This is a genomic window from Cytophagaceae bacterium ABcell3, assembly GCA_030913385.1.
In the GTDB taxonomy this organism is placed as follows: domain Bacteria; phylum Bacteroidota; class Bacteroidia; order Cytophagales; family Cytophagaceae; genus ABcell3.
The window spans coordinates 4195001-4220768 of sequence record CP133159.1 but is presented as its reverse complement, the minus strand read 5'-3'; the positions used below and the strand labels follow the sequence as shown (position 1 = coordinate 4220768).

Annotated in this window: 22 protein-coding genes and 1 tRNA gene (1 of these 23 only partly in view); 9 read left to right on the top strand and 14 right to left on the bottom strand. The window is 38.3% G+C overall.

Going from position 1 to position 25768, the window contains the following annotated elements:
* The first annotated feature begins 126 nt into the window (after nucleotides 1-126).
* Nucleotides 127-1464: a transposase gene (locus tag RCC89_17140; GenBank protein WMJ74872.1), complete on the top strand. Its 1338-nt coding sequence runs from the start codon at nucleotides 127-129 to the stop codon at nucleotides 1462-1464.
* Nucleotides 1465-1816: 352 nt separating this feature from the next.
* Here RCC89_17140 and RCC89_17135 read toward each other — a convergent pair whose 3' ends face one another.
* From RCC89_17135 to rfaD, 6 genes are all read right to left on the bottom strand, one after another.
* Nucleotides 1817-1999, bottom strand: coding sequence for a hypothetical protein (locus RCC89_17135; GenBank protein WMJ74871.1), 183 nt, complete (start codon nucleotides 1997-1999; stop codon nucleotides 1817-1819).
* A gap of 119 nt (nucleotides 2000-2118) precedes the next feature.
* Entirely contained in the window at nucleotides 2119-2436 is a 318-nt protein-coding gene (locus RCC89_17130) for a transposase (protein ID WMJ74870.1), read from the bottom strand.
* 526 nt (nucleotides 2437-2962) lie between these two features.
* Nucleotides 2963-3334, bottom strand: coding sequence for a hypothetical protein (locus tag RCC89_17125; GenBank protein WMJ74869.1), 372 nt, complete (start codon nucleotides 3332-3334; stop codon nucleotides 2963-2965).
* Nucleotides 3335-3938: 604 nt separating this feature from the next.
* Complete coding sequence (locus RCC89_17120; GenBank protein WMJ74868.1) at nucleotides 3939-5177, bottom strand: hypothetical protein; 1239 nt, start codon at nucleotides 5175-5177, stop codon at nucleotides 3939-3941.
* A gap of 257 nt (nucleotides 5178-5434) precedes the next feature.
* Nucleotides 5435-6670, bottom strand: a complete 1236-nt coding sequence (locus RCC89_17115; protein WMJ74867.1) for a M48 family metallopeptidase — start codon at nucleotides 6668-6670, stop codon at nucleotides 5435-5437.
* Between the two features lies 1 nt (nucleotide 6671).
* On the bottom strand, nucleotides 6672-7637 hold the full coding sequence (rfaD, locus tag RCC89_17110) for an ADP-glyceromanno-heptose 6-epimerase (protein ID WMJ74866.1): 966 nt from the start codon (nucleotides 7635-7637) through the stop codon (nucleotides 6672-6674).
* A gap of 191 nt (nucleotides 7638-7828) precedes the next feature.
* Between rfaD and RCC89_17105 the strand changes: the two genes are divergently transcribed.
* From RCC89_17105 to lpxB, 4 genes are read left to right on the top strand one after another with little or no spacing between them, the layout of a single operon-like run.
* Nucleotides 7829-8623: a helical backbone metal receptor gene (locus RCC89_17105; GenBank protein ID WMJ74865.1), complete on the top strand. Its 795-nt coding sequence runs from the start codon at nucleotides 7829-7831 to the stop codon at nucleotides 8621-8623.
* Nucleotides 8613-9629 (top strand): iron ABC transporter permease, encoded by a 1017-nt coding sequence (locus tag RCC89_17100; GenBank protein ID WMJ74864.1) that lies wholly within the window; start codon nucleotides 8613-8615, stop codon nucleotides 9627-9629. The genes RCC89_17105 and RCC89_17100 overlap by 11 nt, the downstream gene beginning before the upstream one ends.
* Before the next feature lies 1 nt (nucleotide 9630).
* Nucleotides 9631-10047 carry a 6-carboxytetrahydropterin synthase gene (locus tag RCC89_17095; GenBank protein WMJ74863.1) on the top strand — a complete coding sequence of 139 codons (417 nt, stop codon included), beginning with the start codon at nucleotides 9631-9633 and terminating at the stop codon, nucleotides 10045-10047.
* A gap of 27 nt (nucleotides 10048-10074) precedes the next feature.
* Nucleotides 10075-11187, top strand: a complete 1113-nt coding sequence (lpxB, locus tag RCC89_17090; protein ID WMJ74862.1) for a lipid-A-disaccharide synthase — start codon at nucleotides 10075-10077, stop codon at nucleotides 11185-11187.
* A gap of 48 nt (nucleotides 11188-11235) precedes the next feature.
* Here the strand turns inward: lpxB and RCC89_17085 are convergent, their stop codons facing one another.
* From RCC89_17085 to RCC89_17050, 8 genes are all read right to left on the bottom strand, one after another.
* Nucleotides 11236-12183, bottom strand: a complete 948-nt coding sequence (locus RCC89_17085) for a hypothetical protein (protein WMJ74861.1) — start codon at nucleotides 12181-12183, stop codon at nucleotides 11236-11238.
* A 262-nt stretch (nucleotides 12184-12445) separates the two neighbouring features.
* Nucleotides 12446-14506: an OmpA family protein gene (locus RCC89_17080; protein WMJ74860.1), complete on the bottom strand. Its 2061-nt coding sequence runs from the start codon at nucleotides 14504-14506 to the stop codon at nucleotides 12446-12448.
* Between the two features lie 3 nt (nucleotides 14507-14509).
* Nucleotides 14510-15889 (bottom strand): DUF5723 family protein, encoded by a 1380-nt coding sequence (locus tag RCC89_17075; GenBank protein WMJ74859.1) that lies wholly within the window; start codon nucleotides 15887-15889, stop codon nucleotides 14510-14512.
* A gap of 1 nt (nucleotide 15890) precedes the next feature.
* Nucleotides 15891-17498 (bottom strand): hypothetical protein, encoded by a 1608-nt coding sequence (locus RCC89_17070; protein WMJ74858.1) that lies wholly within the window; start codon nucleotides 17496-17498, stop codon nucleotides 15891-15893.
* A 564-nt stretch (nucleotides 17499-18062) separates the two neighbouring features.
* Complete coding sequence (gene clpX / locus RCC89_17065; protein ID WMJ74857.1) at nucleotides 18063-19292, bottom strand: ATP-dependent Clp protease ATP-binding subunit ClpX; 1230 nt, start codon at nucleotides 19290-19292, stop codon at nucleotides 18063-18065.
* Nucleotides 19293-19316: 24 nt separating this feature from the next.
* Nucleotides 19317-20012 carry an ATP-dependent Clp protease proteolytic subunit gene (locus RCC89_17060; GenBank protein WMJ74856.1) on the bottom strand — a complete coding sequence of 232 codons (696 nt, stop codon included), beginning with the start codon at nucleotides 20010-20012 and terminating at the stop codon, nucleotides 19317-19319.
* 106 nt (nucleotides 20013-20118) lie between these two features.
* Nucleotides 20119-21459 (bottom strand): trigger factor, encoded by a 1341-nt coding sequence (gene tig, locus RCC89_17055; protein ID WMJ74855.1) that lies wholly within the window; start codon nucleotides 21457-21459, stop codon nucleotides 20119-20121.
* 78 nt (nucleotides 21460-21537) lie between these two features.
* Nucleotides 21538-21619: transfer RNA gene (locus RCC89_17050), tRNA-Leu, on the bottom strand.
* A 194-nt stretch (nucleotides 21620-21813) separates the two neighbouring features.
* Between RCC89_17050 and RCC89_17045 the strand changes: the two genes are divergently transcribed.
* The 4 genes in view from RCC89_17045 to RCC89_17030 are tightly spaced (at most 52 nt apart) and all read left to right on the top strand, a layout consistent with a single transcriptional unit that may run on beyond the window.
* Nucleotides 21814-24000 (top strand): bifunctional (p)ppGpp synthetase/guanosine-3',5'-bis(diphosphate) 3'-pyrophosphohydrolase, encoded by a 2187-nt coding sequence (locus tag RCC89_17045; GenBank protein WMJ74854.1) that lies wholly within the window; start codon nucleotides 21814-21816, stop codon nucleotides 23998-24000.
* A gap of 52 nt (nucleotides 24001-24052) precedes the next feature.
* Complete coding sequence (locus tag RCC89_17040) at nucleotides 24053-24520, top strand: transcriptional repressor (GenBank protein ID WMJ74853.1); 468 nt, start codon at nucleotides 24053-24055, stop codon at nucleotides 24518-24520.
* Entirely contained in the window at nucleotides 24520-24861 is a 342-nt protein-coding gene (locus tag RCC89_17035) for an STAS domain-containing protein (protein ID WMJ74852.1), read from the top strand. The genes RCC89_17040 and RCC89_17035 overlap by 1 nt, the downstream gene beginning before the upstream one ends.
* Nucleotides 24861-25768 carry the 5' portion of an adenylosuccinate synthase gene (locus tag RCC89_17030; GenBank protein WMJ74851.1) on the top strand. The gene runs 379 nt beyond the window's last position, so the window shows 908 of its 1287 coding nt (coding positions 1-908); the start codon lies at nucleotides 24861-24863; its stop codon lies beyond the right edge, outside the window. Before RCC89_17035 ends, RCC89_17030 begins: the two co-directional genes overlap by 1 nt.

Sequence of the window (25768 nt, the reverse complement as noted above, 5' to 3'; positions counted from 1 at the left end):
CTATTAGTATTCTGAACCGGTCAAAAAATAAAAAGAAACCCCGAAAATAGGCCAAAAAGGCTTTTTTCGGGGTTTTTCTTTTGTTATTTTTGATTTATCAGAAAAAAAACAACTCTTAAAAGTACAATGCAGATATCTATTTTTCAAGACCCGTACCAATATTCTTACAAGTGGCATATTTTTAAGGGAACTGACTTAGGGAAGATATATGATACGATTCCTTGGGATGACCTGGAAGAATGTTTGCCTACTCAAAATAGTCCTGTAGGGGCGCCACGATGGTTTAGCAACAAGGGAATGTTTGCCCTGATGTTTTTAAAGGCCTATTTAAACCTAAGCGATGAAAAGCTGATTGAGAGGTTCAATACCGACTTTAGCCTCCAATTCTTTTGCGGTAAAAATCTTAACAATGAGATTGTTAAAGACAAGACTATTGTAAGTCGGATTAGAACCTATATAGCAGATCATGCCGATATGGATAAAGTACAAGGAGCCCTGGTCAATGCCTGGAAAAAGGATATGGGCAATACCCATGTACTTTTGATGGATGCTACATGTTATGAAAGCTACGTTCGCTTTCCAACTGACGTAAAACTTCTTTGGGAGTGCTGTAAGTTTGTTTTTGAAAAGCAGCTATATAAGTATTGCAAGGTATTAAAGATAGCCCGGCCCAGGAGCAAATACTTTGTCCAGAAGAAGCTTCAGTTGGGTTATGACCGTATAAGGCGAAAGACTTATAACAAAGGGCTAAAGCGAAGAAAGTCATTGGTTTATTTATTAGAAAAAGGGCTTAAGCAGTTAGATGAATTACTGGAAACATACCCATCAATCACATTAAACCCTCTGCAAGCAAATTACTTGTCAACTTCAAAAAAGATACTTGAGCAACAAACTTTTTTACTAAGCAACCCTGCCAAAGAACTAAAAAACAGAATAGTAAGTTTGTCAAAGCCTTACCTTAGGCCGATAATAAGGGGAAAGGAAACCAAGCCTGTTGAATTTGGAGCCAAGGTACACATGATGCAGGTTGACGGAATCAATATAATAGACCACATCAGTTTTGATGCATTTAATGAAGGGACAAGGTTAAAAACCTGTGTAACAAAGCACAAAGGAATATTTAAAGAGTGCCATCAATTAGGTGCGGACAAAATATACGCTACCAATGCCAACCGCAACTTTCTTACAGAAAATAAAATATTTACCTGCTTCCCCAAAAAAGGCCCTAAAAAACACGGCAAGGCTGAATCTGTACTTCAATCAGCAATAGGGGCAAAACGGGCCACGGTTATGGAGGGGAGTTTTGGTGTTGAGAAAGAACACTATGGATTAAGAAAGATAAAGGCAAGGCAGGAAAAAACGGAAAGAGTCTGGATTTTCTTTGGAATTATGACCGCCAATGCTGCCAGAATAGCCAAAAGAAAATCCGTCCAAGACTCACCACATCTACAACAAGTGGCTTAGACTGATAACAAAGTATTAAAGTTACAAGGGATAGGTGCGTCCAATCCTCAAAAAATATAAATTTATCCTAGTCCCTGCCCTCTATAAACATCAAAATTGGAAATTTCAGACGAGTTAAAGAGCGATAACAAAAAGAAACGAAGTTATATGTTATTAGAAAAGTACAATTTTTATTTTTTAATGATTAATTTTCCAAGAAGCCCTAATTATTCCGGCCTCAACTGGGCCACCCAATCCGGACTAAATTGGGCCACTTTCCGGAGTTAACTGAGCCACTTTGTTGCCAGTAAAAATACAATTTCCGGAGTTAACTGAGCCATCCGCTCTTGTTCGGAAAACTGACATTCCGGCATTAACTGAGCCACCCTTTGGATTTGTAACTATCTTCAGCTTTTACCAAAAGCTGAAGCACTATGGCTAATAAACTCCGATAGCCATAATCTGTGTCCGGATCTAATTGTATTCTGGAAATTTCTGCCACCACATCCTCATTTGTACACTCGGTGTGTTCATCATCAACACGCCTGAAGACCACAGAGCTTTTCTTACGGCCTCTGCGTCCTGCCTTAGGTATATAGTAAAACTGGTGCCTTGTAAGTTGTAGAATCTCAAGAACTCTATCCCTTGTTAATCCCTGGCCGATGTACTTTACAGCTAATTCTTTTTTTTCGGACAGGGATACTTCTTTTTTAGCAGATCATCTTTTAAACGGGCTTCCAGCTCCTTTTCAGCTATTATTTTCTTCAGATAGTCATTCTCTTTTTCAAGTCTTCTGATTTCCTTCAGATGTTCCGGGGTCATGCCGTGCCGGAAACCTGCATCGCCCATGCTTTCAAATTTTTTCTTCCAGTTGTAATATGTGGCAGGATATACTCCATACTTGTCAAGGGTCACCTGAACGCCATTGCTTTCAGCTTCTTTGAGGATCTTGACTTTTTCTTCTTTGGTAAATGTTCTCTTTTTCACGGACATAAAATTACTAATTTTAAACGATAATTGTGTCCGATCTTTTAAGGGGCTGAATCATTTAGGGGCTTTCCAGTTTTTTTGTCTGAATCAGAATTTTCAGGATTATAGAATTAACAGGATGGGGGGAGCTTTGGAAGGGTTCAGAGAGCGGCGCTAATCCCACAATAATTTCATAAACAAACCTTCGATACAACGAAGGTTCGGGTCAAAATAAAGATAAACAGGTGTTTATGTGCACTGTTTCTCTTTTCAAGCTTATGGGCTATGCTCACTGTAGCTGGCAGCTACAGCAACGAACTTTCAAATAAATCCCTATTGCTAAAGGTAGCTTGCAGCTACCCAAACGTACTAATTAGTCATTGCTATAAGCCTCAATTCCTCCTTATCTCCCCCTTACGCTCACTGTAGCCTGTGGCTACAGCAACGTACTGCCAGACAAAAACGCACTGCCAGAGGTAGCCTGTGGCTACCAAACGAACTGCCAAACATCAACACCTCCCACACCCATTACTTTTGTTAAAATTAACCCTTACCTCCCTAGCCTGTCTTGTTTTCTCAGTAAAATCCAGATCTGGAAAAACATCAGTATAAGCTTCCAAAGGCGTACGGCCACCAAGAGAACCATGAGGTCTGACAGAACAATAATCCTCCACCGCAAGAGAAAGGCATTCAGAAAGCCTGTCACCGAGTCAGGGTCATAATATCTCAGATAACGCTTCATGACCTTGTTCACCGCCTCCACAGGAGAATTAGAAAAAGCAATATCCTTCAGGGCAACCACTTTGGTAATTTTAGGATCCGGGGTAGTTTCAAGCAATTGCGAAACAGTTACTGCGTGATTTTCACTTCCCCCGTCCGCAACAAGCGTGGCACAGAGAAAATCAGGATAATGAATTTTCATAGCCTGTATCGCCATTGACAGAGCATTTTTAACATTTTCAGCACAGCACCTTTCACCAACGCTCCACCCGATGAATGTTCATCTAGTGAAGCCAACGCCACAGTGCTTGGCTTCTTTTTTTATGGTTCCGTTGGAACCATCCCAAAGAGAATCTAAAGTTCCTGCCTCTGAAAATTCATCTAGCAAGTTTGGATCATATACCTCATTTTTTGGCCCTATGTGGAATACTGTGGGTAATTGAATTTCAATTTAGAGGAAATAAAGTAAACCGCTAATCCCACAATAATTTCATAAACCAACCTTCGTTACAACGAAGTTTCGGGTTAAAATAAAGAGAGACAGGTATTTGTATTTCCTGTTTCTCTTTTCAACCTTAGCTCACTGTAGCTTGCAGCTACAGCAACATACTATCAAACAAAGCCGTATTGCCAAAGGTAGCTTGCAGCTACCAAAACGTATTAACCAGTCATTAATTCCGTCGCTATAATTCTCCTCATTGATTCCCCTTAAGCGCTCACTGTAGCTTTCAGCTACAGCAACGTACTATTAAACAAAGCCGCACTGCCAAAGGGTAGCTTGCAGCTACCAAACGAACTACCAGACATTAACACCTCCCGCACCCATTGCTTTTGTTGAAACTAACCCTCGCCATCCTCGCCTTCCTTGCTTGCTCAGTAAAATCCATATCCGGAAACACATCAGTATAAGCTTCCAAAGGCGTACGTCCACCAAGAGAACCATGAGGCCTGACAGAACAATAATCCTCTACCGCAAGAGAAAGGCATTTAGAGAGCCTTTCATCCGAATCAGGGTCATAATATCTCAGATAACGCTTCATGACCTTGTTCACCGCCTCCACAGGAGAATTAGAAAAAGCAATATCCTTCAGGGCAACCACTTTGGTAATTTTAGGATCCGGGGTAGTTTCAAGCAATTGCGAAACCGGATGGTTTTCACTTCCCCCGTCGGCAACAAGCGTGGCACAGACAAAATCAGGGTAATGAAATTTCATAGTCTGTATCGCCATTGAAAGTGCATTTTTAACATTGTCAGCACAACACTTTTCGGCAATACTCCAACCTAGGATATTTCTGGAAAAATTATCAGAAACAAAAACTATAGCACGCTTCATGCCATCCCTGAGCCTATAAAAAGTAGTGTCAACATGCAGGAACTGATTAGGCCTTTCAGAAACAATCCCTTTCAACTTTTCAGGAGACTTTTTGAATACCCTTTTCAGCCCTAAAAGGTTAGCGTATTTGTACCATGTGCTCAAAGAAACAAGCAGCAAAGAATTTCTCCGCGCATAATGGGCAATGGAAGACACCGGCCAGCAGGGGAAGCTGGACAAAAGGTCTTTCATCGTATTGACCTCGTTTCCGGAAAGCTGTAAAGGATGCCTTTTAAGGCAAAGGCTGAATGGCTGACTGAGGCAGGAAAGTTTAAGTTTTGTAACCCTGTTACTAAAAGCAGCATACGATAACCTGAAAATATTCAGTGAAAGATTAGCGGGCAATATTTTCTGGAGGCTTTGAATTTCATTGGTCAATACCTCCCCGTGGTGCTTTTTCAATACCGGAATGACTATTGCAGAAATGCCAATCCAAACTCTGGCAACAGCAAATAAGACAGATTTTAGCTTTTTATTTTCCTGCAAAAGCTCATACCAATCGAGAGATTCTTTCTGCATATTCCGGAACTGGTGTCCTGTATAAGAACTATAGTCAATCTTTCTCCATGTGGAGGCAGTTGAAAAAGAACCAGGCAGCAGGTGTTCCTTATTGCTGGCATACAGGAAAATGACAAAACTGTCATATTTCGTCCTGACAGGTACATGTTTCATAACTTATAAAGGCAGAAATGATGATTTCGTGTAGCTACAAGCTACATCTGGTATTTCGTCAATAATATACTTGTGTTCCGTAGCTGGAAGCTACGGTTATCAAGGTATGAGTCGAAAAGCTGTGTGTCGGGGTAGTGGAAGGGCGGATAGGTGGAATGGTTTTGTCGCCCCAAAGTAAGTTTCTAGGCACTTCTGAATTAGTTTCAGGAAATGCCTAGAAACAAGATTAGTCGCATACGTTCGTGTGTTGTACTGGACTAATGTTTTTCTAAGTTGTCCAGCCTTTGTACTAAAGGTGGATGTGAATAATGCATAAAAACATAAGCTGGATGCGGGGTAAGGTTGCTTAAGTTGTTTGCAGAAAGATTTTTAAGGGCTGTAATAAGCGGCTTGGCACTATATGTTTCTGCTGCAAAGGAGTCAGCTTCATATTCGTTCTTTCTTGAAAACAGGTTCATGAAAATGCCTGTTAAATGAGAAAAAGGTGTGTAAAGGATACCAAATGCTATAAGGTTTAAGTGAAAAGCTAGTTGATCTGCTCCTAATGCTTCTGAAAGTGAAGTGCTAAACACCATTAGCGAAAGCAAGAATAGCATAAAACCTGTTTGTAGGATGGACAGTGCCATTCCTGATATGATATGCTTTTTTTTGAAATGCCCTACTTCATGGGCCAGGACTGCCACCAATTCTTCAGTGGTGTGTTTTTCTACTAAAGTATCGTAAAGCACTATCTTTTTTTGTTTGCCTATGCCAGAGAAAAATGCATTGGCTTTGGCTGACCTTTTAGATCCGTCAATGACAAAAAGATTTTTAAGTGGAAAATTTACTTTTTTGCAATAGTCCTCAATGGCTGTCCTAAGCTCTCCTTCTGGTAAAGGTGTCAACTTATTGAAGAGCGGTAAAATTAAGGAAGTATAAAACATATTGGTGATTAGCATAAAAAGCACCACCACGCCCCAGAACCATACCCAAAATTGACTTCCTAATTCAGTGATTAATGACAGAAATATCCATAAAAGACCTCCTCCAATAATGATTCCAAGCAGATACCCTTTTAACTTATCTCCAAAAAAGGTAGAAACTTTCATTTTGTTGAAGCCAAATTTCTCTTCTATAACGAAATTTTTGTACAAGGCAAAAGGTAGGTTTATAATGTCTGAAGCCAGAAACAATATGCCGAAAAAGATCAACGCTAGCCAAACAGGGTGTTCGGTTACTGACCGAAGTGTTTCGTCAAGATAGCCAAGAAAGCCAGTGCTTATTACGATAAATAGAAGTAAAAAACTGAATGTAGAGGTGATAAAGCCAAACTTAGCATTGGTTTTATGGTACTCTTGCGATCTTTTGAACTCCTTTTCATCATATACATCCCGCAATTTTTCTGGTAAAACATCCCGTTGATGCTTCATATTCAGATAATCCAGTATCTGATCCAATAAAAAATCTATGGTAATGATGGCTAAAATTATATATAACAATGTTTGTGGTGACATTCTAGTAGTACTTTTGGTTTTGGAGGTATTCTTTTACATAATCTTCTACACCCTCTTCTAGTGTGTGAAAAGGCTTGTCATATCCAATATTGCGTAGCTTTTCCATAGGAGCTTCTGTGAAATATTGATACTTGTCTCTGATATCTTCTGGAATGTCTATATATTCAATATTAGGCTCCTTGCCTAAGGATATGAATACATTTTGAGCTAAAGAAAGGAAAGTTCTAGCTTCCCCGCTCCCCAAATTGTAAAGTCCGGAATCTTTGCGGTGGTGCATCAGAAACATCATTACCTCTGTAACATCTTTTACATACACAAAATCCCTTTTTTGCTCTCCGTCTTTAAAATCATCTCTGTGTGAGCGGAAAAGCTTCATCTTTCCTGTTTCTTTTATCTGGTTGTATGCATGGAAAATTACAGAAGCCATTCGTTTTTTATGGTATTCGTTCGGACCGTATACGTTAAAAAACTTTAACCCTGCCCAAAAGAACGGCTTGTTTTCTTGTTTCAGAGCCCAAATGTCAAAATCGTTTTTAGAATCGCCATACGGGTTCAGTGGTTGTAATTGCTCGATGATGTCTTCCCTGTCTTCATAACCTAGTTCTCCGTTTCCATAGGTGGCAGCAGACGACGCATATACCAGAGGGATTTGATATTTGCTACAAGCTTCCCATACTTTTTTCGAATATTCGACATTTAATTTGTCAAAAATTTCTTTATTAAATTCAGTTGTGTCTGTCCTTGCTCCTAAATGGAAGACAAACTCCATAATCTCGTGGTTCTTCTCCAAGACTTCAAAAAAATCATCTCTGTGAACTTTTTCTATGTATGCTTTGCCTTCAAGGTTTTTGTTTTTTTCAGGTGTAGAAAAGTCGTCTACAGCTAATATATGGTAATAACCGTCTTGATTTAACCTGCTGATCATACAGCTTCCGATAAAACCGGCTGCCCCAGTTACTGCAATCATTCTTAAGATTTTTAACTATTTATAAAAGGAATACGTATTCTGGCGTTAAATTTACAAAAATATATGAACCCTTTTGTGTCAAGAGGTAATTATACATTATTATGATGAGGTATATATTCTTTATTTGTTTTCTTGCTCCTTTCTTATTCTCGTGTGACTCAGCAACTTTGGAACGGGAAAAAAGGGCTACTGTGAATTTTAAGGATGCTTTGGGTAGGGAAGTGGAGGTGCCTTTGCAACCTGAAAGGATTATGGGATTGTCTCCTTCTATGACAGAACTTTTGTATGCAGCGTGCGGACCAGAAAAGGTGGTGGCAAGAACGCAAAATTGCAACTACCCTGAAAGTGTGTCAAAGCTACCGGTAATCAACAATTATCCGCTCGACTTGGAATTGCTTATTATGCTTGACCCTGACTTGGTATTTGCTATTGATGGAATTAACAACCCAGCAGATATTGCGGCCATAGAAGGGGCAGGTATCCCTGTGGTGTGCTTAAGCTTTAAGAGGGTGAAGGATATTACAGCCAATATTCGTGTGGCGGGTACTTTGACTGGAAATACGGTAAATGCCACAGCACTTGCTGACTCTTTAGACAGGGAACTTGCTCTTATCAAAGAGGCTTCCAAAGATCTAGATACTGTAAAGGTGCTTTCGGTAATCTGGACAGACCCTATCTATATTCATGGTTTCAATAGTATTATGACTGATAAACTTAGCTATATTAATGTGGTAAATTTAGCTGATAGTGCCATGACCAAGGAGTCCCCTGAGGTTTCTCTTGAATATTTAATTAAGAAAGACCCTCAGGTAATAGCCGGTACTGATTTGGTGAACCTTACGGCTAAGTGGCCACAGTTGAAAATTTTAACTAGTGTTCAGGAAAAAAAGGTTTATCCGCTCACTGATGACTTGCAGTCACGGCCTGGACCTCGTATTGTGGAGGCCATTAAAGAACTAAATCGGGTAATAAGGAATGAAAACTAATCTTTCCTTTTATATATTTCTTCCTGTTTACCTGACCTTGTTGGCGCTGCTTTGTTTTGTGGCTATTAACACTGGCTCTTTAGAAATCGATTTTTACCAAATCAGGGAGGCTATTTTTCATTACGATGCAAGTAATAAAGTTCATTTTGTAGTTGCGAACCTGAGGCTTCCCAGAATATTTACAGCCTTGGTTGCAGGGGGCAGTTTGGCTTTGGCTGGTTATTTGATGCAAGCCATGGTCAATAACCCTTTGGCAGACCCTTATATTTTAGGAACAGCATCAGGAGCTTCTTTAGGTGTGAATATTGCTTATTTATTGGCTGGGTCTGCAGTTACCTTAGGGATTTTTTCCATTTCAGCCGCAGCTTTTATTGGGGCTATTGGCATTACCATGCTTGCTGTTTTTATTGCTATGAAGCAGGGAGGACTGGTTCCCGACCGGCTTTTGCTTACAGGTATTGCTTTGTCTTCTATGGCAACTGCTATTATCAGTCTTTTAATTTACCTGTCAGATAACGACAACAAGCTGAAATCAGTGGTATATTGGAGTCTTGGTAGTTTTGAAAAGTCCAGCTGGCAACAACTACTTTTTCCTGTTTTTGTACTTATAGCCGCACTTTTGCTGTTCGCATTTTTGTCCAAACATTTGAATGTTATGTTAATGGGGGAGCATAGAGCTAGCAGTCTTGGACTAAATCTGGCGACTTTGCGTTGGTATATAATGATTACAGCTTCTTTGTTAACCGCATCGGCTGTGGCTATGGCAGGGCCGTTAGGCTTTGTTGGGCTTATGGTGCCCCATATTATACGAGGGATTTTTGGTGTACATAATAAATATAACGTAACTTACACAGTATTAATGGGTGGTGTGTATCTTTTAGCTTGTGATATACTTTCTAGACTATTGTACCCACCTGTCGGAATTCCGCCTGGAATAATTACTTCCTTTTTAGGTGTTCCTTTCTTTGTATATTTGCTGAGTAAAAAGAATTACAAGTTTAGCTGAGATGGTTTACATATGCAGAAAAGAGCACTTCAATGCTGCTCATAAGCTCTACAATCCTAATTGGACAGAAGAAAAAAACAAAGAGGTTTTTGGCCCGTGTGCCAATACTAATTGGCACGGACATAACTTTGAACTCATAGTAACAGTAAAAGGTAAGCCTGACCCTGACACTGGGTTTGTTATTGACTTAAAAAAACTTAGCAAACTTATCCGTGAAAAGGTTATAAGCAAGCTTGATCATAAAAACCTAAATATGGATGTGGAATTTATGAAAGGGAAAATGGCCAGCACGGAGATTCTTGCTATGGAAATATGGAAAATATTGGAACCTGAAATTGGTACCATATCCAAAGGTCAATTGCATAAAATCACTTTATATGAAACCCCACGCAACTTTGTAGAATATATGGGAGAATAAGTTTTACACCTGTTAATACATTTATAAATGAGATATTTTATTGTTGCCGGAGAACGCTCCGGTGACCTTCATGCATCAAACCTTGTAAAGGCGCTAAAAAATAACGACCCCGAAGCAGAGGTTTTTGGTTGGGGCGGGGAATTAATGGAAGCTGCTGGCGCCAAAGTGTTACGGCATTATAAGGATATTTCATTTATGGGGTTTGCAGAAGTAATTACCCATTTTACTAAAATTGTCAAGGCCTTAAAACAATGTAAAAAAGACATTGAAAACGTTAAGCCTGATGTTTTTATACCTGTCGATTTTGCAGGCTTTAATATGAAAATAGCAGGATTTGCGAATAAGCGGAATATCCCTGTTTACTATTATATTTCTCCGAAAGTATGGGCTTGGAACCAGTCTAGGGCTTATAAAATTAAGAAGCTGGTTCAGCACATGTTCGTTATTCTTCCTTTTGAAGTAGGTTTTTATAAAAAGTATGGAGTTAATTCCCACTACATTGGAAACCCTATTCTTGATGCCATTGCTAGCTTTCGGCCTAATCCTTCTTTTGGCAAAAATCTTCCTGCCCCTGTTATCGCTATTTTGCCTGGTAGCCGTAAGCAAGAAGTTAGGTCAATGGCTTCTGAAGTAACTACTGTAATAAAAAACAACCCACACTATCAGTTCGTCATAGCAGGTGTTTCAAGTTTGCCTCATGAGCTTTATAAGCCTTTTTTGTCTTATGGCAATACTTCTATTGTATACGATAAGACCTATGACCTGTTAAATATAGCAAAAGCGGCTGTTGTTACTTCTGGTACTGCTACTTTAGAAACGGCTTTGTTTGAAGTTCCCCAGGTAGTCGTTTACAAAGCAAACCCTATAACTTACATGATCGTAAAAAGGTTAATTAAAGTTGACTGGATTTCTTTAGTTAACTTGATAGCCGATAAAGGTCTGGTGCCTGAACTTATCCAAGATAAATTTACACCAGACCTTGTAAATGTGGCTCTTGATAAACTCGTTCGAGATACACCCGAAAGGGCTGCACAGCTTTCAGGTTACAAAGAGCTAAAGAAGACTATGGGTGAAAGTGGCGCTTCTGAAAAAGCCGCTGCTCTCATGGTGGATCTTTTAAGAGACAGTTTCAAAAATTGACCTTAGCAGTTGATAGAAGCCGTTAACTCCAACTCCTATATCTTTCAGCTAAAAAGTCCTATGGTAGCTAAAGCCTAAACCTACACCACTTTGACTGTACTGGTCAGGAAAACTGTAAAGGTTAAATGAATAACGCTTTCCAGGTTTGTTAACCACAAGATTCCATACCGAAAGTAGGGCAGTAGCTGTACCGACACCTATGTTTACCGTTGATAAAGCTTTTTTTAGTTCATTGGTTGTTGTTTGCCCTTCAATAGTTTCATACATCTGGTAGTTAAGGGCTCCATATATTATAGATCCTGTTCCAGTAATAAGACCGATATAAGGTACTGTTTTGTTACCTTTCCCAAAGGTTATCTGCTGAGCATTTAACATTCCCATAGAAAGGTTTACGCCTCCTAATACCGCTGAACTAATACCATATTCTGTAGAAATATAATTTCTGTTTATGTTTGGTTGCCCTGAATAGTTTGGTTGTATCATGGCGCACTCTTCTTTGGTAAGTCCGCTACTGGCTATCCATTCGTCTATTAGCGGGTCGTCCATGTCATAAATCTTGTCATACTTAAACTTACTGTTTATGTACTCTGCAACTTCTCTCCCAGCTGTTTTTTCTATCAGGTAACCTACTGCGCAAATTCTTCCGTCCTTATCAATAAAACATGGCATCCGCTTGTCCGAAAAATCATAATTTCTAGGGAAAACACCTGACGTATGGTATTCATGGAGCAGGTCGAGCATTTTTTTCCTGTTTTCTTTTAAATTTTCAGGAAGTTTTTCGGAACTTTTGTTTCTAAGCAGCGCCTCTACATATTCAAGGTGTGTAGATAAACGGAGATCTTCATCATCCGATTTGTCCGGGTTCCTGTTAAATTTTTGATTAAAGCTGATATTGCCTAATACAGAATTTACTGCTTCATCGCTGGCTTTCTTATGGGTGCACTCTATGGAAACAATAGCCAGAAAAAATATTAATACTAAAGATACCTTGTTCATGGAAAAGAATAGTTTTTGGTTTTAAGCAAATTATAGCAAACTATTGTCTATAAATATACTGCTTTCCATTTTTTTTAAAAGTTCATGCCTTTTTCTAAAAAAAGAAATTGGAAAAATGTTTGAAAAATACATGCTTTGCCCCTGAATGATATGACGCATTTGTCATAAAAGTCAAAAAGCATTAGGACAGCGCATCTGGGCTATGACTAAGACACGAAATGCACTGATTGAAATCTTACTATTTCATATTTTAGGTCCAATTTTATTTGTCAATAATTGTAAACTCTACTCTTCTGTTTTTACTCCTGCCTTCTTCTGTTTCATTAGACGCAATAGGTTTTTCCATGCCATACCCTTTGGACGAAATTCTCTTTTCATCAATTCCTTTTTGTTTAAAGTAGTTGCTTACAGCTTTAGCTCTATCCAATGATAGGGCTTTGTTAAAATCTGCATTGCCAACATCGTCAGTATGTCCTGCTATTTCTATATTTATGGAGGTGTTTGTTTTGAGCAACCTGACAACCCGGTCTAGTTCTTCATAAGACTCTTTTCTTAATATTGCCTTGCCTGTTTCAAAAAAGATATTGTCAAGGTTTATTGACTTGCCCACTTCTAGTGGCGTAATATATAAATCCTGATGTATGGTGTCAGGTAATAAGTTTTGTTGCAGGTCTATAGTGTCTATTACCGGATAATAGCTGTCCACGTCTGCATATATTAAATATGAGGCTTTTAAAGGTAGTTTTATGGAGTAGTGCGAACCAACCCATTGAGTATTTTTAGCTGGATAGTCGCCGATCATAATATCAATCGACAGTGCTGAATCAGCAGGCTCTTGGGTAATGGTGTTTATGACATTGCCTTGGACAACAATCTGTTTAACTTTTTCTTTCTTCTTAGTAACCTCAAGGTCAAGTTCCACCTCTTGGTATTCATAAACCTGCTTTAGGTCTAGGCCACTTTCTACTGGTAAATATCCCTTTACTTGAGCTTCTACAATATACGATTTCCCGTGACTGACCAATGCTTCATAGTTGCCTGCACTATCTATGACAACAGAGTCTAAAGGAGTCCCATTGATAAGGATATTTTCAAAGTTAGATGAGTCGATTGGGGTTTCTTCTTCTGTAAGTATTTTTCCCCTAAGGCGGACGTATGGTAAAGGTGTTAAATAAAGGTCTCTTTGGATTTCCGTATACTCATAAATATCTCTTGCATCTAGGCTGTCAGGTACAGAAGTCCAATTTTCTTTTTTTAGCCCAAACTTGTAATTAGCTTCTAGTGGTAATAAAAGGCTATAGGTACTATTGGCGCTATCCATATTAAACTCAAGGTCTTCTAAGCCTTCAACCTCAATGGTTATACCTTCCGTTGAAACAGGTTCTCCCGATTTTTCATTAAGGACTTTGCCTTTCAGTAAAACATAAGGGTTTTCTTCGAATAGTTTTACCACATAAATATCATTGGAGTTGTTTTCAGTAGAGGTAGCTGAGAAATAGGCATGGCTGCCATTTTGAGACGTAGTAAAATATCCGTTAAAAGCTGATTTATTTATTTCAGTATGTAGCTTTTTTGTGTTTCCCCACTTTTGATATGAATCTGTTTTTCGCTCCGCGGCATAAATATACACTCCTTCAGGGGTTTTCCTGGAGAAGTATAGGGTAGTGCCGTCAGCAGATAAAGATGGGCTAAACTCTCCATGTTTGGTATTTACGCCTTGCAATTTTTTAGGTTTGTCCCACTTATTTTTTCTTTTGTGAGATACATATATGTCGCTGTTTTCCCCATCCCATTTTCTGGAAAAGCTTAACAACATAATAGTTTCCTCTTCATTAACGGATATGGTTGTGTATCTTCCTTTGTTTATCCTGTTATATGCTTTTATTTTCACCTTTTCCGGTTTGGAAAAAGAGCCATTTGAGTTTTTAGAAATTACAGATACCCCTCTACCTCTCCAAGAAAGGTCTTTATAGAACCGTCCATTTATGTAAAAGCGGTTTCCGTCTTGGCTTATGCCTAGTAAATTGTTAAACCTGATACTGTTAAATGGTTTGGGCATTTTTTGAGCAAGCGTCCAATTTCCACTATCCGATTTTTGGGTAAACCAAATTTCCTGAGCCTCTTCTTTTTCTTTTTTGTTATTAGGGTGATTAGTCCTTATAAAGAAAAGTGTGTTTTCGTCAGGCGATATAACCGGGTTGATTTCATGGTTGCCTGAATTGACTGAATCTCCTAGGTTTTCGGGTTTAAAAATATGCTGTGCCAGCCCATGTGAACCTAGCATGACTGATAAAAATAACAGATATATTTTTAGGTAAGTCATAGTTTATTGATTAGGAACAGGAAGCCTATCCTGACTTTTAATTTTCTTTAATACGATGTTTATGCCGGTCCTTATTGTAATGAATTTGGCATTAAACGGAGCAACTATTGCAAAATCATCGGTTTCTAGCTGCGTCCATGTACGAAATGTGTTCTCTCCTGCTATATAGAATTGGACAGGGCCTGGTTTAAACATTAGTGCAAAACCTATATTGTCAAAGGTCCTGTACATGGCAGAATAAGTGAGCACACCTTGAAAAAACCTTCCAGCTTTTTGGGATAAGGACAAGGTGAGTCCCGGCCTGATGGTTTGATAATAGTCAAAGTAAAAGGACAAGCCTGCCTCGGTTCTGTTTGAAAGTTTATATCTTGAGGTTAAGTACATCTGTGGTACCAGCCAAGTCGTGTAATTATCGGTAGTTTCTTCATAATTGGTTAGTTTATAAAGAGAGTCTAAAAAATTGTCTTCATCAGGAGGATTGAAGAAATCTACCCCCTCATAAGTGACTGTGCCATTGGCACGGTAGTTCCTGACGTTGCTTCTCCAGCGGATAAAGCCTAAGTTAAGTACTGATGCTGAAAAAGTCAGCCTGTTATTAACTTTATAAGAAGCACCTAAGTCTGTACCAAAGCCGTTGTTGCTAAAATTAGTGAAATAGCCGGCGGGGTTAAACTCTTGATCATTTTCTCCTTCAATAAATGATGGAGGGTATGATGTGTTAAGCGATCCATTGGCATAGGCTTCAAGGCTATACATGTCATTGTCTGTATACAAATAAAAGCCTCTGTTTCTTAAATGAACATTAGACATGCCTTGTAAAAACTTAAAACTGGCACCGTAAGAAAGTTTACTGTCTTCGGGAGCTTTATAAAAGTTTATCGCATATTCCCTATAATGAGTCGCAGAAATGTTTAGTGAAGAAAAATCCATTCTTTCTCCTACATAGGGTGCGTTACCTTCCAATGCTAAAGCAAAAAGTGCTTTAGGGTATGAAAACCTGACATCGGCATGTTCCTTTATATGAAAAGAATAGAAGGTATTTTTGGCTTTCATCCTAAAGTGAAACAAATCCACACCTGCATTTACTGCCAAATAGTTTCTGTTTCCCAATGCACCCATTAGTTGGTCTGTAGAGAGGTGCAATGTTTCATTTGTTCTTTGGCTGATTAACTGGTTTAGTGTAAATCCTGTATTAACAGCACCTAATCTTAAGGATGATATGCCAGGAAGACCGATGCTGTACTTATGGTCAGGGTCAGCCGTTGGGTTTACATAGGTCGATTGGTAAACCGATTCCAGGTAGGGGAGTGTTAACTCTTGGGCAAGTGCACCTGTCGCCTTAAGAATTAAAAGTAAGATAGATGTATATGCAACTCGTCTCAATTTATTCAAAATTTAGCTTTGCTTTAGAGAGTATAGACAATCGAACATGGATAAAGTCGTGGTAGTAAAACCTTACATTTCTTTCCCCGCTATCACTACTTTGCAACCATCCCCTTAGGACGAGCCTATCTGCTTTTCGGATATGGTCATAGGCAGGGGCTTCCACTTCAAGAACAGTTTCTTTGACGGTAGGTATAATCCCATCGTTAGTATTTCTGTTTCCTGCTGCAATTAACTCTCTTTCATTTATAAAAAGTGAATCTAATACTTGGCCATTTGGAGCTAACCAATAGCCTTGCAAGACTGCTCCAAGAGGAAGTGAGTTTTCGACATTAAGCCGGATTTTTGCAAAGTTTATGTCTGCAATCTCTAGCACATCGCGAGCGGGAAGTTCAATACCTCTAATAGTATCTGAAAGGGAATAAAGACTGACCCTGCCTTTTGCGGGGATTTCAGCTTTTAGCTGTAGCTCTACTGTGCTTAAGTCTTTTACAAAATAATTGCTGCCACCTTCTTTCCCAAAACGTGCGCTTATACGATAATCTATTTCAGATGGAGAGGTATTGAAAATATCTCTAACATTGCTATTGTATTTATGCGCTTCGTATAGTGTTTTTGCAAATGCACCCCTTTGACTGTACCTAGGGTAATTTAAATTATTGGGACCTGGTATAAAAGGAGCACTTAGGGTAACACTTTCGTTGTTTAGGTAATTATTAGAAATGACATGATCTATGTTTAATGATACTGGCATCCCAAAGGAGTTGGCCAATGTAAAGTTTATTCTTGGGTCATCCAGGTAGATATCGCCTTCTATAGGTGCTTGAAAAAGTTTAATGTCTAATTGACTAGTCTCATTGTTTACTGACACCTCCCCTGGATTTCCATACATTAAACTATAATGTAGCTGTTCGAAATTTAACTTAAAATCAATATCTTCTAAAAATTGATCTCTTCCGCTTGCCGTTGCTTTTAGATGTATAGTGTAGTTAAAGGTATTGTTGTTATTGCCATGTTTTAACATGAGCTGGTAGCCTTTTAGGTCGACAATGTCTCCAATGACTGTAGGAGATCTTCCTGAGTATTCCATAGGAAACGTTTTAGAGTATGGAACTCCATTTTTTACAAGACTGTTTAAAACTACTGTTACTTCTAGATCATGTTTTAATTCTGTTTGTAACATAAGGTTTAAATATCCTGCTTTTAAATTAGCATACTCTATATAGGCATCGTTTTCAAACAAAAAGGTGAAATTGTCCTGATATTCTTCTTCAAAGGTTTGCCCTTCTAAAGGAAGGGGGGGGGCATTGTTAAAACCGTAAGACTTTTGGTAAGCTGGCTGGTTGGGTATCTTTATTAACTCTTCAGACCTAGGAAATTGCAAGGTGTCATGGTACACAAAAATGATTGAGCCATCACTCCCTGCTGTAAAAAGGTCATTGCTCCCATGTATATTGTATGCAATATCTTCAACTGTCATTTTACTGTTTGCTATAGGGATAGCAAAACCTACATCACTACCTTCTATTTCTACGTTTGAGTATTTCTCTTTTCGTAAGCAGGAAGATATTGCAAAAGAAAGAAAGATTAATAGTAATGCTTTTTTCATAGTGATTTCAGCAAGAAGGCCTATGGTTAAAAGGTGATTTTACCGCCTAAATTTATAGAAAATTTGTAAACTTTTGTTAAGTGTACCTCTGAAAGTATAAAAAAAAATATTTTTTGTGGAGGCATGGGTGTTACTGGTCGATTTGCTAGGTTTCGATAAATATCGGTTAACCATGTAATCCCACCCTACCAGTCGTATTCTTACGGAAGATTTAGGGAAACGGTTATGCTAATGTACTTATTTTGAATCTGAATTATGCGATAGATTTAGTTATTAGGAGTAAAATTTAGTAAATCAGTATTTTACTGAATAGGATGATTTGATTTAATTTTGCTACATAATAGAAAGTTCTATTGCATTTTCAGGTGAATAAAGTCTAATGTTTATACCTGACGGTTGGGTAAAATATATGTGCTAAAATGAATGGTGTGTGTCGTGTGAATGACTTCACATAAAAAGCATTATTTGTATGTGAAGGGTGATGTGTTTTTAGGTAAATAGGGGAGGGGAAGGGGAAAAAGGTAAATGAACAGAAGTCTATTCATTTACCCTTGAATTTTTTGGTCACGATGCCACTTTTAATTTACTAAATCTGGACTTTTCAATTTTTTCTTGAGCGTACTCCTTTTTGACTACAAACTTTTCGACATTCTCTTTTGAAGGAAGTTCAAACATGGCATCGGTCATAACTGCTTCGCAAATTGACCTGAGACCTCTAGCTCCCAATTTATAATCCATAGCTTTTTCCACTATATAGTCAAGAGCACCTTCTTCGAACTTCAAATCTATGCCTTCCATTTTAAACAGTTTTTGGTACTGTTTAATAATAGCATTCTTTGGTTTTGTAAGAATTAGCTTCAGTGTGTCTTTCGTTAAAGGATCCAAGTAGGTTAACACTGGAAGCCTTCCTATAAGCTCAGGGATAAGACCATATGACTTTAGGTCTTGGGCCGTAATGTACTGCAGTAGGTTTTCAGTGTCTATAGTTTCCTGCTTAGCTTTAGAGCCTGTAAAACCAACTGGGTTGGTATTCATCCTTTTGGCAATCTCCCTTGATATACCATCAAATGCTCCTCCACATATAAATAAAATATTTTCTGTGTTAATAGAAATCATTTTTTGGTCAGGGTGTTTTCTGCCACCTTGGGGAGGTACATTTACAGAGGTGCCCTCAAGTAATTTCAATAAGGCTTGCTGTACACCTTCTCCGCTAACATCTCTTGTTATGGAAGGATTGTCACTTTTTCTGGAAATTTTGTCAAGCTCATCGATATAAACAATGCCACGTTCAGCAGATTCAACATCATAGTTGGCTGCTTGAAGTAATCTTGTTAAAATACTTTCCACATCTTCTCCAACATAACCAGCTTCTGTTAGCACTGTAGCGTCGGCAATGCAAAAAGGAACCTGTAGTATTTTGGCAAGTGTACGGGCAATATATGTTTTACCCGTACCTGTATCTCCTGCCATTATTATGTTAGATTTCTCAATGACTATATCATTGTCCGTTTTGGTCTGCATTAACCTTTTATAATGGTTGTATACAGCCACTGACATGACTTTCTTAGCCTCATCCTGACCAACTACATATTGATCTAGGAACTTTTTCATCTCTGCTGGCTTTACCAGGTTAAATTTAGGTGAGGCATTTTTGTTTTTAATCCTGTTTTCTTCAGATAAGATCTGTTGTGATTGCGTGATGCATTTGTCACATATATGGGCATGAATCCCACTGATCATTAAAGAAACATCTTTTTTATTTCTGCCACAAAACGAACAAGTAATAGCTGCCATTAATATTTTCCTTGTGTTAATTTTTTACTTTTTCCTTATCAGAACCTCGTCAATGAGGCCGTATTCTTTTGCTTCTTCGGCAATCATCCAATAGTCACGGTCTGAATGCTTTTCTATTGTTTCGATATCTTTCCCTGAGTGCTTAGATAGTATCTCATATAGCTCTCTTTTTAGTTTCAGGATTTCACGAGCTGTAATTTCGATATCAGAAGCTTGCCCCTGAACGCCTCCTAATGGCTGGTGAATCATTATTCTTGAGTGAGGCAATGCAGCTCTTTTTCCTGCGGCACCTCCACATAATAATATGGCACCCATAGAAGCTGCTAGTCCTGTACAAATAGTGGCTACGTCAGGGCCTACATATTGCATGGTGTCATAGATCCCATAACCAGCATATACCGAGCCGCCCGGGCTGTTCAGATAAATAAGAATATCTTTCTTTGAGTCTACTGATTCTAAAAATAATAGCTGTGCAGTAATTATGTTAGATATATGATCATCTATACCCATTCCTAAAAAAATGATGCGGTCCATCATTAGGCGCGAAAAAACATCAATCTCTCTAAAGTTCGTTGGACGCTCTTCAATTACAGACCTAGTCATGTTTTCTACATAAGGCCTTGTATGATCTTCTACCTTATTTATAAACTGATCCACTACATTGCTTCCAATTCCCTGACCTTTTACCGCATACTTTCTGAATTCGTCTTTATTAATCATGTTCAAAAATTTTTAGATTCCAAAAATACATAATGTTAATACAAAATAGACAAACATTTGGTTTATACAAAATGAAAAAAGTCCTTAAATAAGGACTTTTTTCATTTTATTTCTCTACGGCTTTTTTAAAGCCTTCGGAGTCTGTTTCTTTTTCTTCTATTTTGACCTTTCCCTTGAGGTATTCGAAAATTTTCTCATTGTACGCCTGGTCGAAGACCCTGTAATAATTTTTGCCGTCTTCTTGCTGTAGGTAATTTTCAGCAATTTTATTGAGTGTTTCGTTCATCTCAGGATTGTCGTCTCCTATGCTTACACCTCCAAGCTGTTGCATAAACAATTCTCTTGATTTTTTGATCACATCTTCATGCTCAACCTTAAGCTCATTGTCTTTGCCAAGTTTGTTTTTGATAAGAGACCACTTAAGCTCTTTCTTATAAGCGTCAAACTCGTTTTCTATTTGCTCTTTTGTGAATTTGCCTTTATTGCTGTGGAATAACCAATCTTTTAAGAATTCGTCAGGAAGCTCAATGTTCGTGTTTTCAACCAGTTGGTCTTGTATTTGACGGTCAATGAAGAACGCTCCTTCTTTGTTGAAGTTCTCGTTCATTAACTCTTTAACCTTAGCCTTAAACTCCTCTTCAGATGATACAGTGCCTTGCCCAACTATTTTGTCAAAAAACTCTTGGTCTAAATCTGCCGGCTCTTGTCTGTTAACGTTTTGTACAGTAAATTCAAACGTCCCCTCTTTCTTTTCAGCTTCTTCTTTGCTAAGTCCAGTAACATGAGCAATGGCTGCTGAGTCAGCAAACGCTTTTCTGATGTCAAATGAAATTGTGTCGTCTTTCTTAACACCTATGAATTTTTTTAATTCACCCTTTTCAACTTTTGAAAGGGGGATCAACGTGGTGGTTGTGAAGTCACCATTTTTCTCCTTCAGTTCCCCATAAATAGAATCACCTTCCTTGCTTTCTTCAGGATTGGTCATTTTTCCATGTTGAGTCCTAAGGTTTTCTATAGTTTCGTCTACCTCTTTATCTGAGACACTAATTTTATAGTGAGTAGCTTTTATAGCTTCTATATCAGGTTTAAACTCCGAAACAAGGCCGATTTTGTAGCTAAATTCGAAGTCACTCTGGTTTTCCCAATCAATTTTTTCAGCACTTTCAACATCTGGTAAAGGATCGCCCACAACAGGAAGCTCGTTTTCTTTAATGTATCCGGTTACAGACTCTGATAGCATTGAGTTGATTTCATCAACCATAATGCTTTTGCCGTACATTTTCTCAATTAACGATGCAGGAACTTTGCCTGGTCTAAATCCTTTGATATTGGCTTTTTTGCTATATTCCTTTAGTTTCTCAGCTACCCTTGGCCTATAATCGTCCTGATTAAGGTTTATTTTTATGGTAGCATTAGTGGTGTCCTTTTTTTCTAGAGTGATTTCCAAGGGAATTAACTTTTACGTGAGTGAAACCTATTTAAGTTAAAAAACCCTCAACACCTTTACAGGTTTTGAGGGTCGTAGTGCGGATGGAGGGACTCGAACCCCCATGCCTCGCGGCGCTAGATCCTAAGTCTAGTGCGTCTACCAATTTCGCCACATCCGCTTTTCTTTATGATTAAATAAAACCTTTGTTTTAAGGTTTACGTTCCGTTGTTAACTCGTCCTGTTTTCCGGTAACGCGTTGCAAAGGTAGATAATTTATTTTATTAATCAATAGCAAGGGCGAAAATATTTTTAAAAAAAATTTTAGTTTTAATTATTGTTAGAATATATAGCCGTGCTGGTTAATTTTGGAACATGCAAACTATAGATCTTGAAAAGGAGAACCAGGAAATAATACGCCGTTATAGGAAATTGCTGCGTTTGGCAAAACCTGTTTTAAAAGACGATGATGCTAAAATTATCAAAAAGGCTTTTTATACCTCTTTGCAGGCCCATAAAGATATGCGCCGCAAATCTGGCGAACCTTATATTTATCATCCACTAGCTGTTGCACAAATCGCCGTTGAAGAGATTGGGCTAGGTACAACTTCTATTGTGGCGGCGCTTTTGCATGATGTCGTTGAAGATACCCACCTCGAATTAAAGGACATCGAAAGGGATTTTGGCACCAAAGTTTCCAAAATTATTGATGGGCTTACCAAGATATCTGGTGTTTTTGACCATGGATCTTCTCAGCAAGCAGAAAACTTCCGTAAGATGCTGCTTACCTTATCCGATGATGTGAGGGTAATTCTTATTAAGCTTGCGGATAGACTTCACAATATGAGGACGCTTGGGAGTATGCCTAGAGATAAACAGCTTAAAATTGCTTCTGAAACGATTTATCTATATGCGCCACTTGCTCACAGACTGGGCTTGTATGCTATAAAAACTGAACTAGAAGACCTTTATCTTAAATATACGGATCCTGAAACCTATCGCATGATAGCGCGAAAGATCAAGCAGACAAAAGCTGCACGTGATAAATTTGTCAAAGATTTTATTAAACCGTTACAGCAGGCCTTGGATAGAAATAATATGGACTTTCTTATTAAAGGAAGACCTAAGTCCATTTATTCTATATGGAATAAAATGAAAAGGCAAGGTACTCCTTTTGAAGAGGTCTATGATTTGTTTGCCATCAGGGTTATCTTAAGAACACCTTTTGAAGCTGAAAAATCTGCGTGCTGGAAAGCCTATTCTATAGTTACTGACTATTACAAACCTAACCCTGACCGGTTGCGCGACTGGATAAGCACACCTAAAGCTAATGGGTATGAGTCTTTGCATACTACAGTAATGAGTAAAACCGGACAATGGGTCGAGGTGCAAATCAGGACGGAAAGAATGGATGAAATTGCCGAGAAAGGCTATGCCGCTCATTGGAAATACAAAGAAACGGTAGCGGCAAACCCTGAAACGGGACTTGAGATGTGGATTAGGAAAGTTCGTGAACTGATTGAGCAAAATGACTCCTCGGCACTTGAGTTTATTGACGATTTTAGAACTAACTTATTTAATGAAGAAGTATTCGTATTTACTCCGCGCGGAGATTTAAAGGTGCTTCCTCATGGTGCTACGGCCTTAGATTTTGCTTTTGAAATACATACGGATATTGGCCTTCACTGCTTGGGGGCAAAAGTAAACCAAAAGCTGGTTCCGCTAAGCTTTATTTTAAACAATGGAGACCAGGTCGAAATTTTAACCTCAGTAAAGCAAAAACCAAGCGAGGATTGGCTTAAATTTGTAGTTAGTTCCAAAGCAAGGTCTAAAATTAAGGATGCCCTTAAAGAAGAAAAGAAAGTAATTGCTTCTGAAGGTAAAGAGATTGTCTATAGAAAGCTGCATCAGATTAAAGTTGACCTGAATAATGAAACCATAAACCAGTTGTTGGCTTACTTCAACAGCAAAACCCCCTTGGATTTTTATTATAATGTAGCCAAAGGGGTAATTGACCCAAAAGATATCAAGAAGTTTAGGGATGTCAAAGAAGTAAAAAAGGTCGAGAAGCGGGAAGAAAAATTGGTGCCAGAAAAGAAAATCTCGAAAACGGACATGTTGCTTATTGGGGATGACATGGATAGGCTAGACTACAAACTTGCGGCCTGCTGTAACCCTATTCCTGGAGATGATGTTTTTGGTTTTGTTACTGTTAATGAAGGTATTAAAATACATAGAACTACTTGTCCTAATGCCATTGAGCTAATGTCCAATTATGGGTATCGGATTGTTAAGGCTAAATGGACTTCGCAAAAGCAACTTGCTTTTCTTGCTGGTTTGAGAATTCTTGGAGCTGACAGGGTAGGTATTATAAATGATGTTACAAGGATAATATCCAATGAGCTTAAAGTAAATATCCGTTCTATAACTGTTGATACCACCGATGGAATGTTTGAAGGGCATATTATGTTGTTTGTGAATGATACTAAGCATCTTGACAAGCTTATAATGAAGCTAAGCAAAGTGCCAGATGTTATTAGTGTCATGCGTGTGGATTCATAAAAACTTGTCCCCATAATTTTTCTATATATATTTGTAATATAGCTTTAGCATTATGACCAGTAGCGAATCAGTTTTTCCAGAGGTAAAAAAAATATTTACTGCCTATCTTGAAAGTAAAGAGTTGCGGAAGACACCGGAGCGTTTTGCTATTTTAGAAGAAATTTACTCAAGAGAAGGACATTTTGATGTGGAGTCTTTGTATATCAGCATGAAGAACAAAAACTACCGGGTCAGCAGGGCAACTGTGTATAACACCTTGGATATTCTTGTAGACTGTGATTTAGTGGCCAAACATCAATTTGGTAAAAACCTGGCACAATATGAAAGGTCGTATGGGTTTAGGCAACACGACCATCTCATTTGCACAGAATGTCATAAAGTAATGGAATTTTGTGACCCGAGGATATATAATATCCAGAAAATGGTCGGAGATTTGTTAAATTTTAAAATTATGCATCATTCTCTAATTTTGTACGGTAGCTGTACAAATGATGATTGTAAAAATAAACCTAAGAAATAATGATCTATACCACAAGAGAATTAGACAACACACTTTTTATCCATTTGCAGGGAGACCTGATTGGCGAAAGCAACGGAATGGAACTTGTTGATCTTGTTAATGATAAAATTAATCAATCAATACTTTCTTGTGCCATAGACTTGTCTGAAGTCAGGTACATGAATAGTAGTGGTATTGGTGTATTGATTACTCTGCTTACCAAATTCCGTAACAAAGGAGGAGAGGTGATCTTGATTAACCCATCTGAACAGATTAAGAAATTACTAATTATAACTAAACTCAATGCTATATTCACAATAGTGGATACAGAGCAGGAAGCAAAAGAAAAACTAAAAAAATAATGGCGGTAGATGTTTTGTTAGGGCTACAATGGGGTGATGAAGGAAAAGGTAAAATAGTCGATGTACTGGCTCCTTCCTATGACGTTGTTGCAAGGTTTCAAGGTGGACCCAATGCTGGTCATACCTTAGAATTTGATGGGATTAAGCATGTCTTGCATCAGATTCCCTCTGGAATTTTTCATTCCAATATTAAAAACATCATCGGGAATGGTGTCGTTCTCGATCCTGTAATTTTTAAAAAAGAAATAGACGGGCTTAAAAAGTTCAATATTGACTTTAATAAGAACCTATTTGTTTCCAAAAAGGCTCAAATAATAATTCCTACTCATAGGCTATTAGATAGGGCTTATGAAGCCGCCAAAGGGAAAAACAAAATTGGGTCTACCCTTAAAGGGATTGGCCCTGCTTATCAAGATAAAGTTGCTCGCTGTGGTTTAAGAGTGGGAGATATTATCGCTAGTAACTTTGAAAACAAATACAATAAGTTAAAGCAGGAGCACCAAACAGTTCTTGATTTTCATAAAGCGGACTGCACTGAGTTGGATGCCTTCGAAAAAGAATTTTTTGAAGCTATTTCTTTTCTCAAAAGCTTTAATCTGATAGATAGTGACTATCTAATTAACGATTGTATAAAAAATAATGAGTCTATATTGGCAGAAGGTGCCCAAGGTGCTTTGCTCGATATAGATTTTGGCTCATATCCTTTTGTTACCTCTTCCAATACTATGACAGCAGGCGCATGTACAGGTTTAGGTGTGGCTCCTGCCAAGATTGATCAGGTATATGGAATATTTAAGGCTTATTGCACAAGGGTAGGAGGGGGACCTTTCCCTACAGAAGAACTGGGTGATACTGGAGAGACCTTAAGAAAGGCCGGAAATGAGTTTGGTTCTACTACTGGCCGGGC

Excerpts from the sequence above, each read along its gene's own strand:
- lpxB (WMJ74862.1), top strand. The coding sequence starts at position 10,075 with ATGAGATATTTTATTGTTGCCGGAGAACGCTCCGGTGACCTTCATGCA.
- RCC89_17085 (WMJ74861.1), bottom strand. The coding sequence starts at position 12,183 with ATGAACAAGGTATCTTTAGTATTAATATTTTTTCTGGCTATTGTTTCC.
- clpX (WMJ74857.1), bottom strand. The coding sequence starts at position 19,292 with ATGGCAGCTATTACTTGTTCGTTTTGTGGCAGAAATAAAAAAGATGTT.
- RCC89_17080 (WMJ74860.1), bottom strand. The coding sequence starts at position 14,506 with ATGACTTACCTAAAAATATATCTGTTATTTTTATCAGTCATGCTAGGT.
- RCC89_17060 (WMJ74856.1), bottom strand. The coding sequence starts at position 20,012 with ATGATTAATAAAGACGAATTCAGAAAGTATGCGGTAAAAGGTCAGGGA.
- RCC89_17140 (WMJ74872.1), top strand. The coding sequence starts at position 127 with ATGCAGATATCTATTTTTCAAGACCCGTACCAATATTCTTACAAGTGG.
- RCC89_17035 (WMJ74852.1), top strand. The coding sequence starts at position 24,520 with ATGATCTATACCACAAGAGAATTAGACAACACACTTTTTATCCATTTG.
- RCC89_17070 (WMJ74858.1), bottom strand. The coding sequence starts at position 17,498 with ATGAAAAAAGCATTACTATTAATCTTTCTTTCTTTTGCAATATCTTCC.
- RCC89_17045 (WMJ74854.1), top strand. The coding sequence starts at position 21,814 with ATGCAAACTATAGATCTTGAAAAGGAGAACCAGGAAATAATACGCCGT.
- rfaD (WMJ74866.1), bottom strand. The coding sequence starts at position 7,637 with ATGATTGCAGTAACTGGGGCAGCCGGTTTTATCGGAAGCTGTATGATC.
- RCC89_17115 (WMJ74867.1), bottom strand. The coding sequence starts at position 6,670 with ATGTCACCACAAACATTGTTATATATAATTTTAGCCATCATTACCATA.
- RCC89_17100 (WMJ74864.1), top strand. The coding sequence starts at position 8,613 with ATGAAAACTAATCTTTCCTTTTATATATTTCTTCCTGTTTACCTGACC.
- RCC89_17125 (WMJ74869.1), bottom strand. The coding sequence starts at position 3,334 with ATGAAAATTCATTATCCTGATTTTCTCTGTGCCACGCTTGTTGCGGAC.
- RCC89_17040 (WMJ74853.1), top strand. The coding sequence starts at position 24,053 with ATGACCAGTAGCGAATCAGTTTTTCCAGAGGTAAAAAAAATATTTACT.
- RCC89_17130 (WMJ74870.1), bottom strand. The coding sequence starts at position 2,436 with ATGTCCGTGAAAAAGAGAACATTTACCAAAGAAGAAAAAGTCAAGATC.
- RCC89_17120 (WMJ74868.1), bottom strand. The coding sequence starts at position 5,177 with ATGAAACATGTACCTGTCAGGACGAAATATGACAGTTTTGTCATTTTC.
- RCC89_17095 (WMJ74863.1), top strand. The coding sequence starts at position 9,631 with ATGGTTTACATATGCAGAAAAGAGCACTTCAATGCTGCTCATAAGCTC.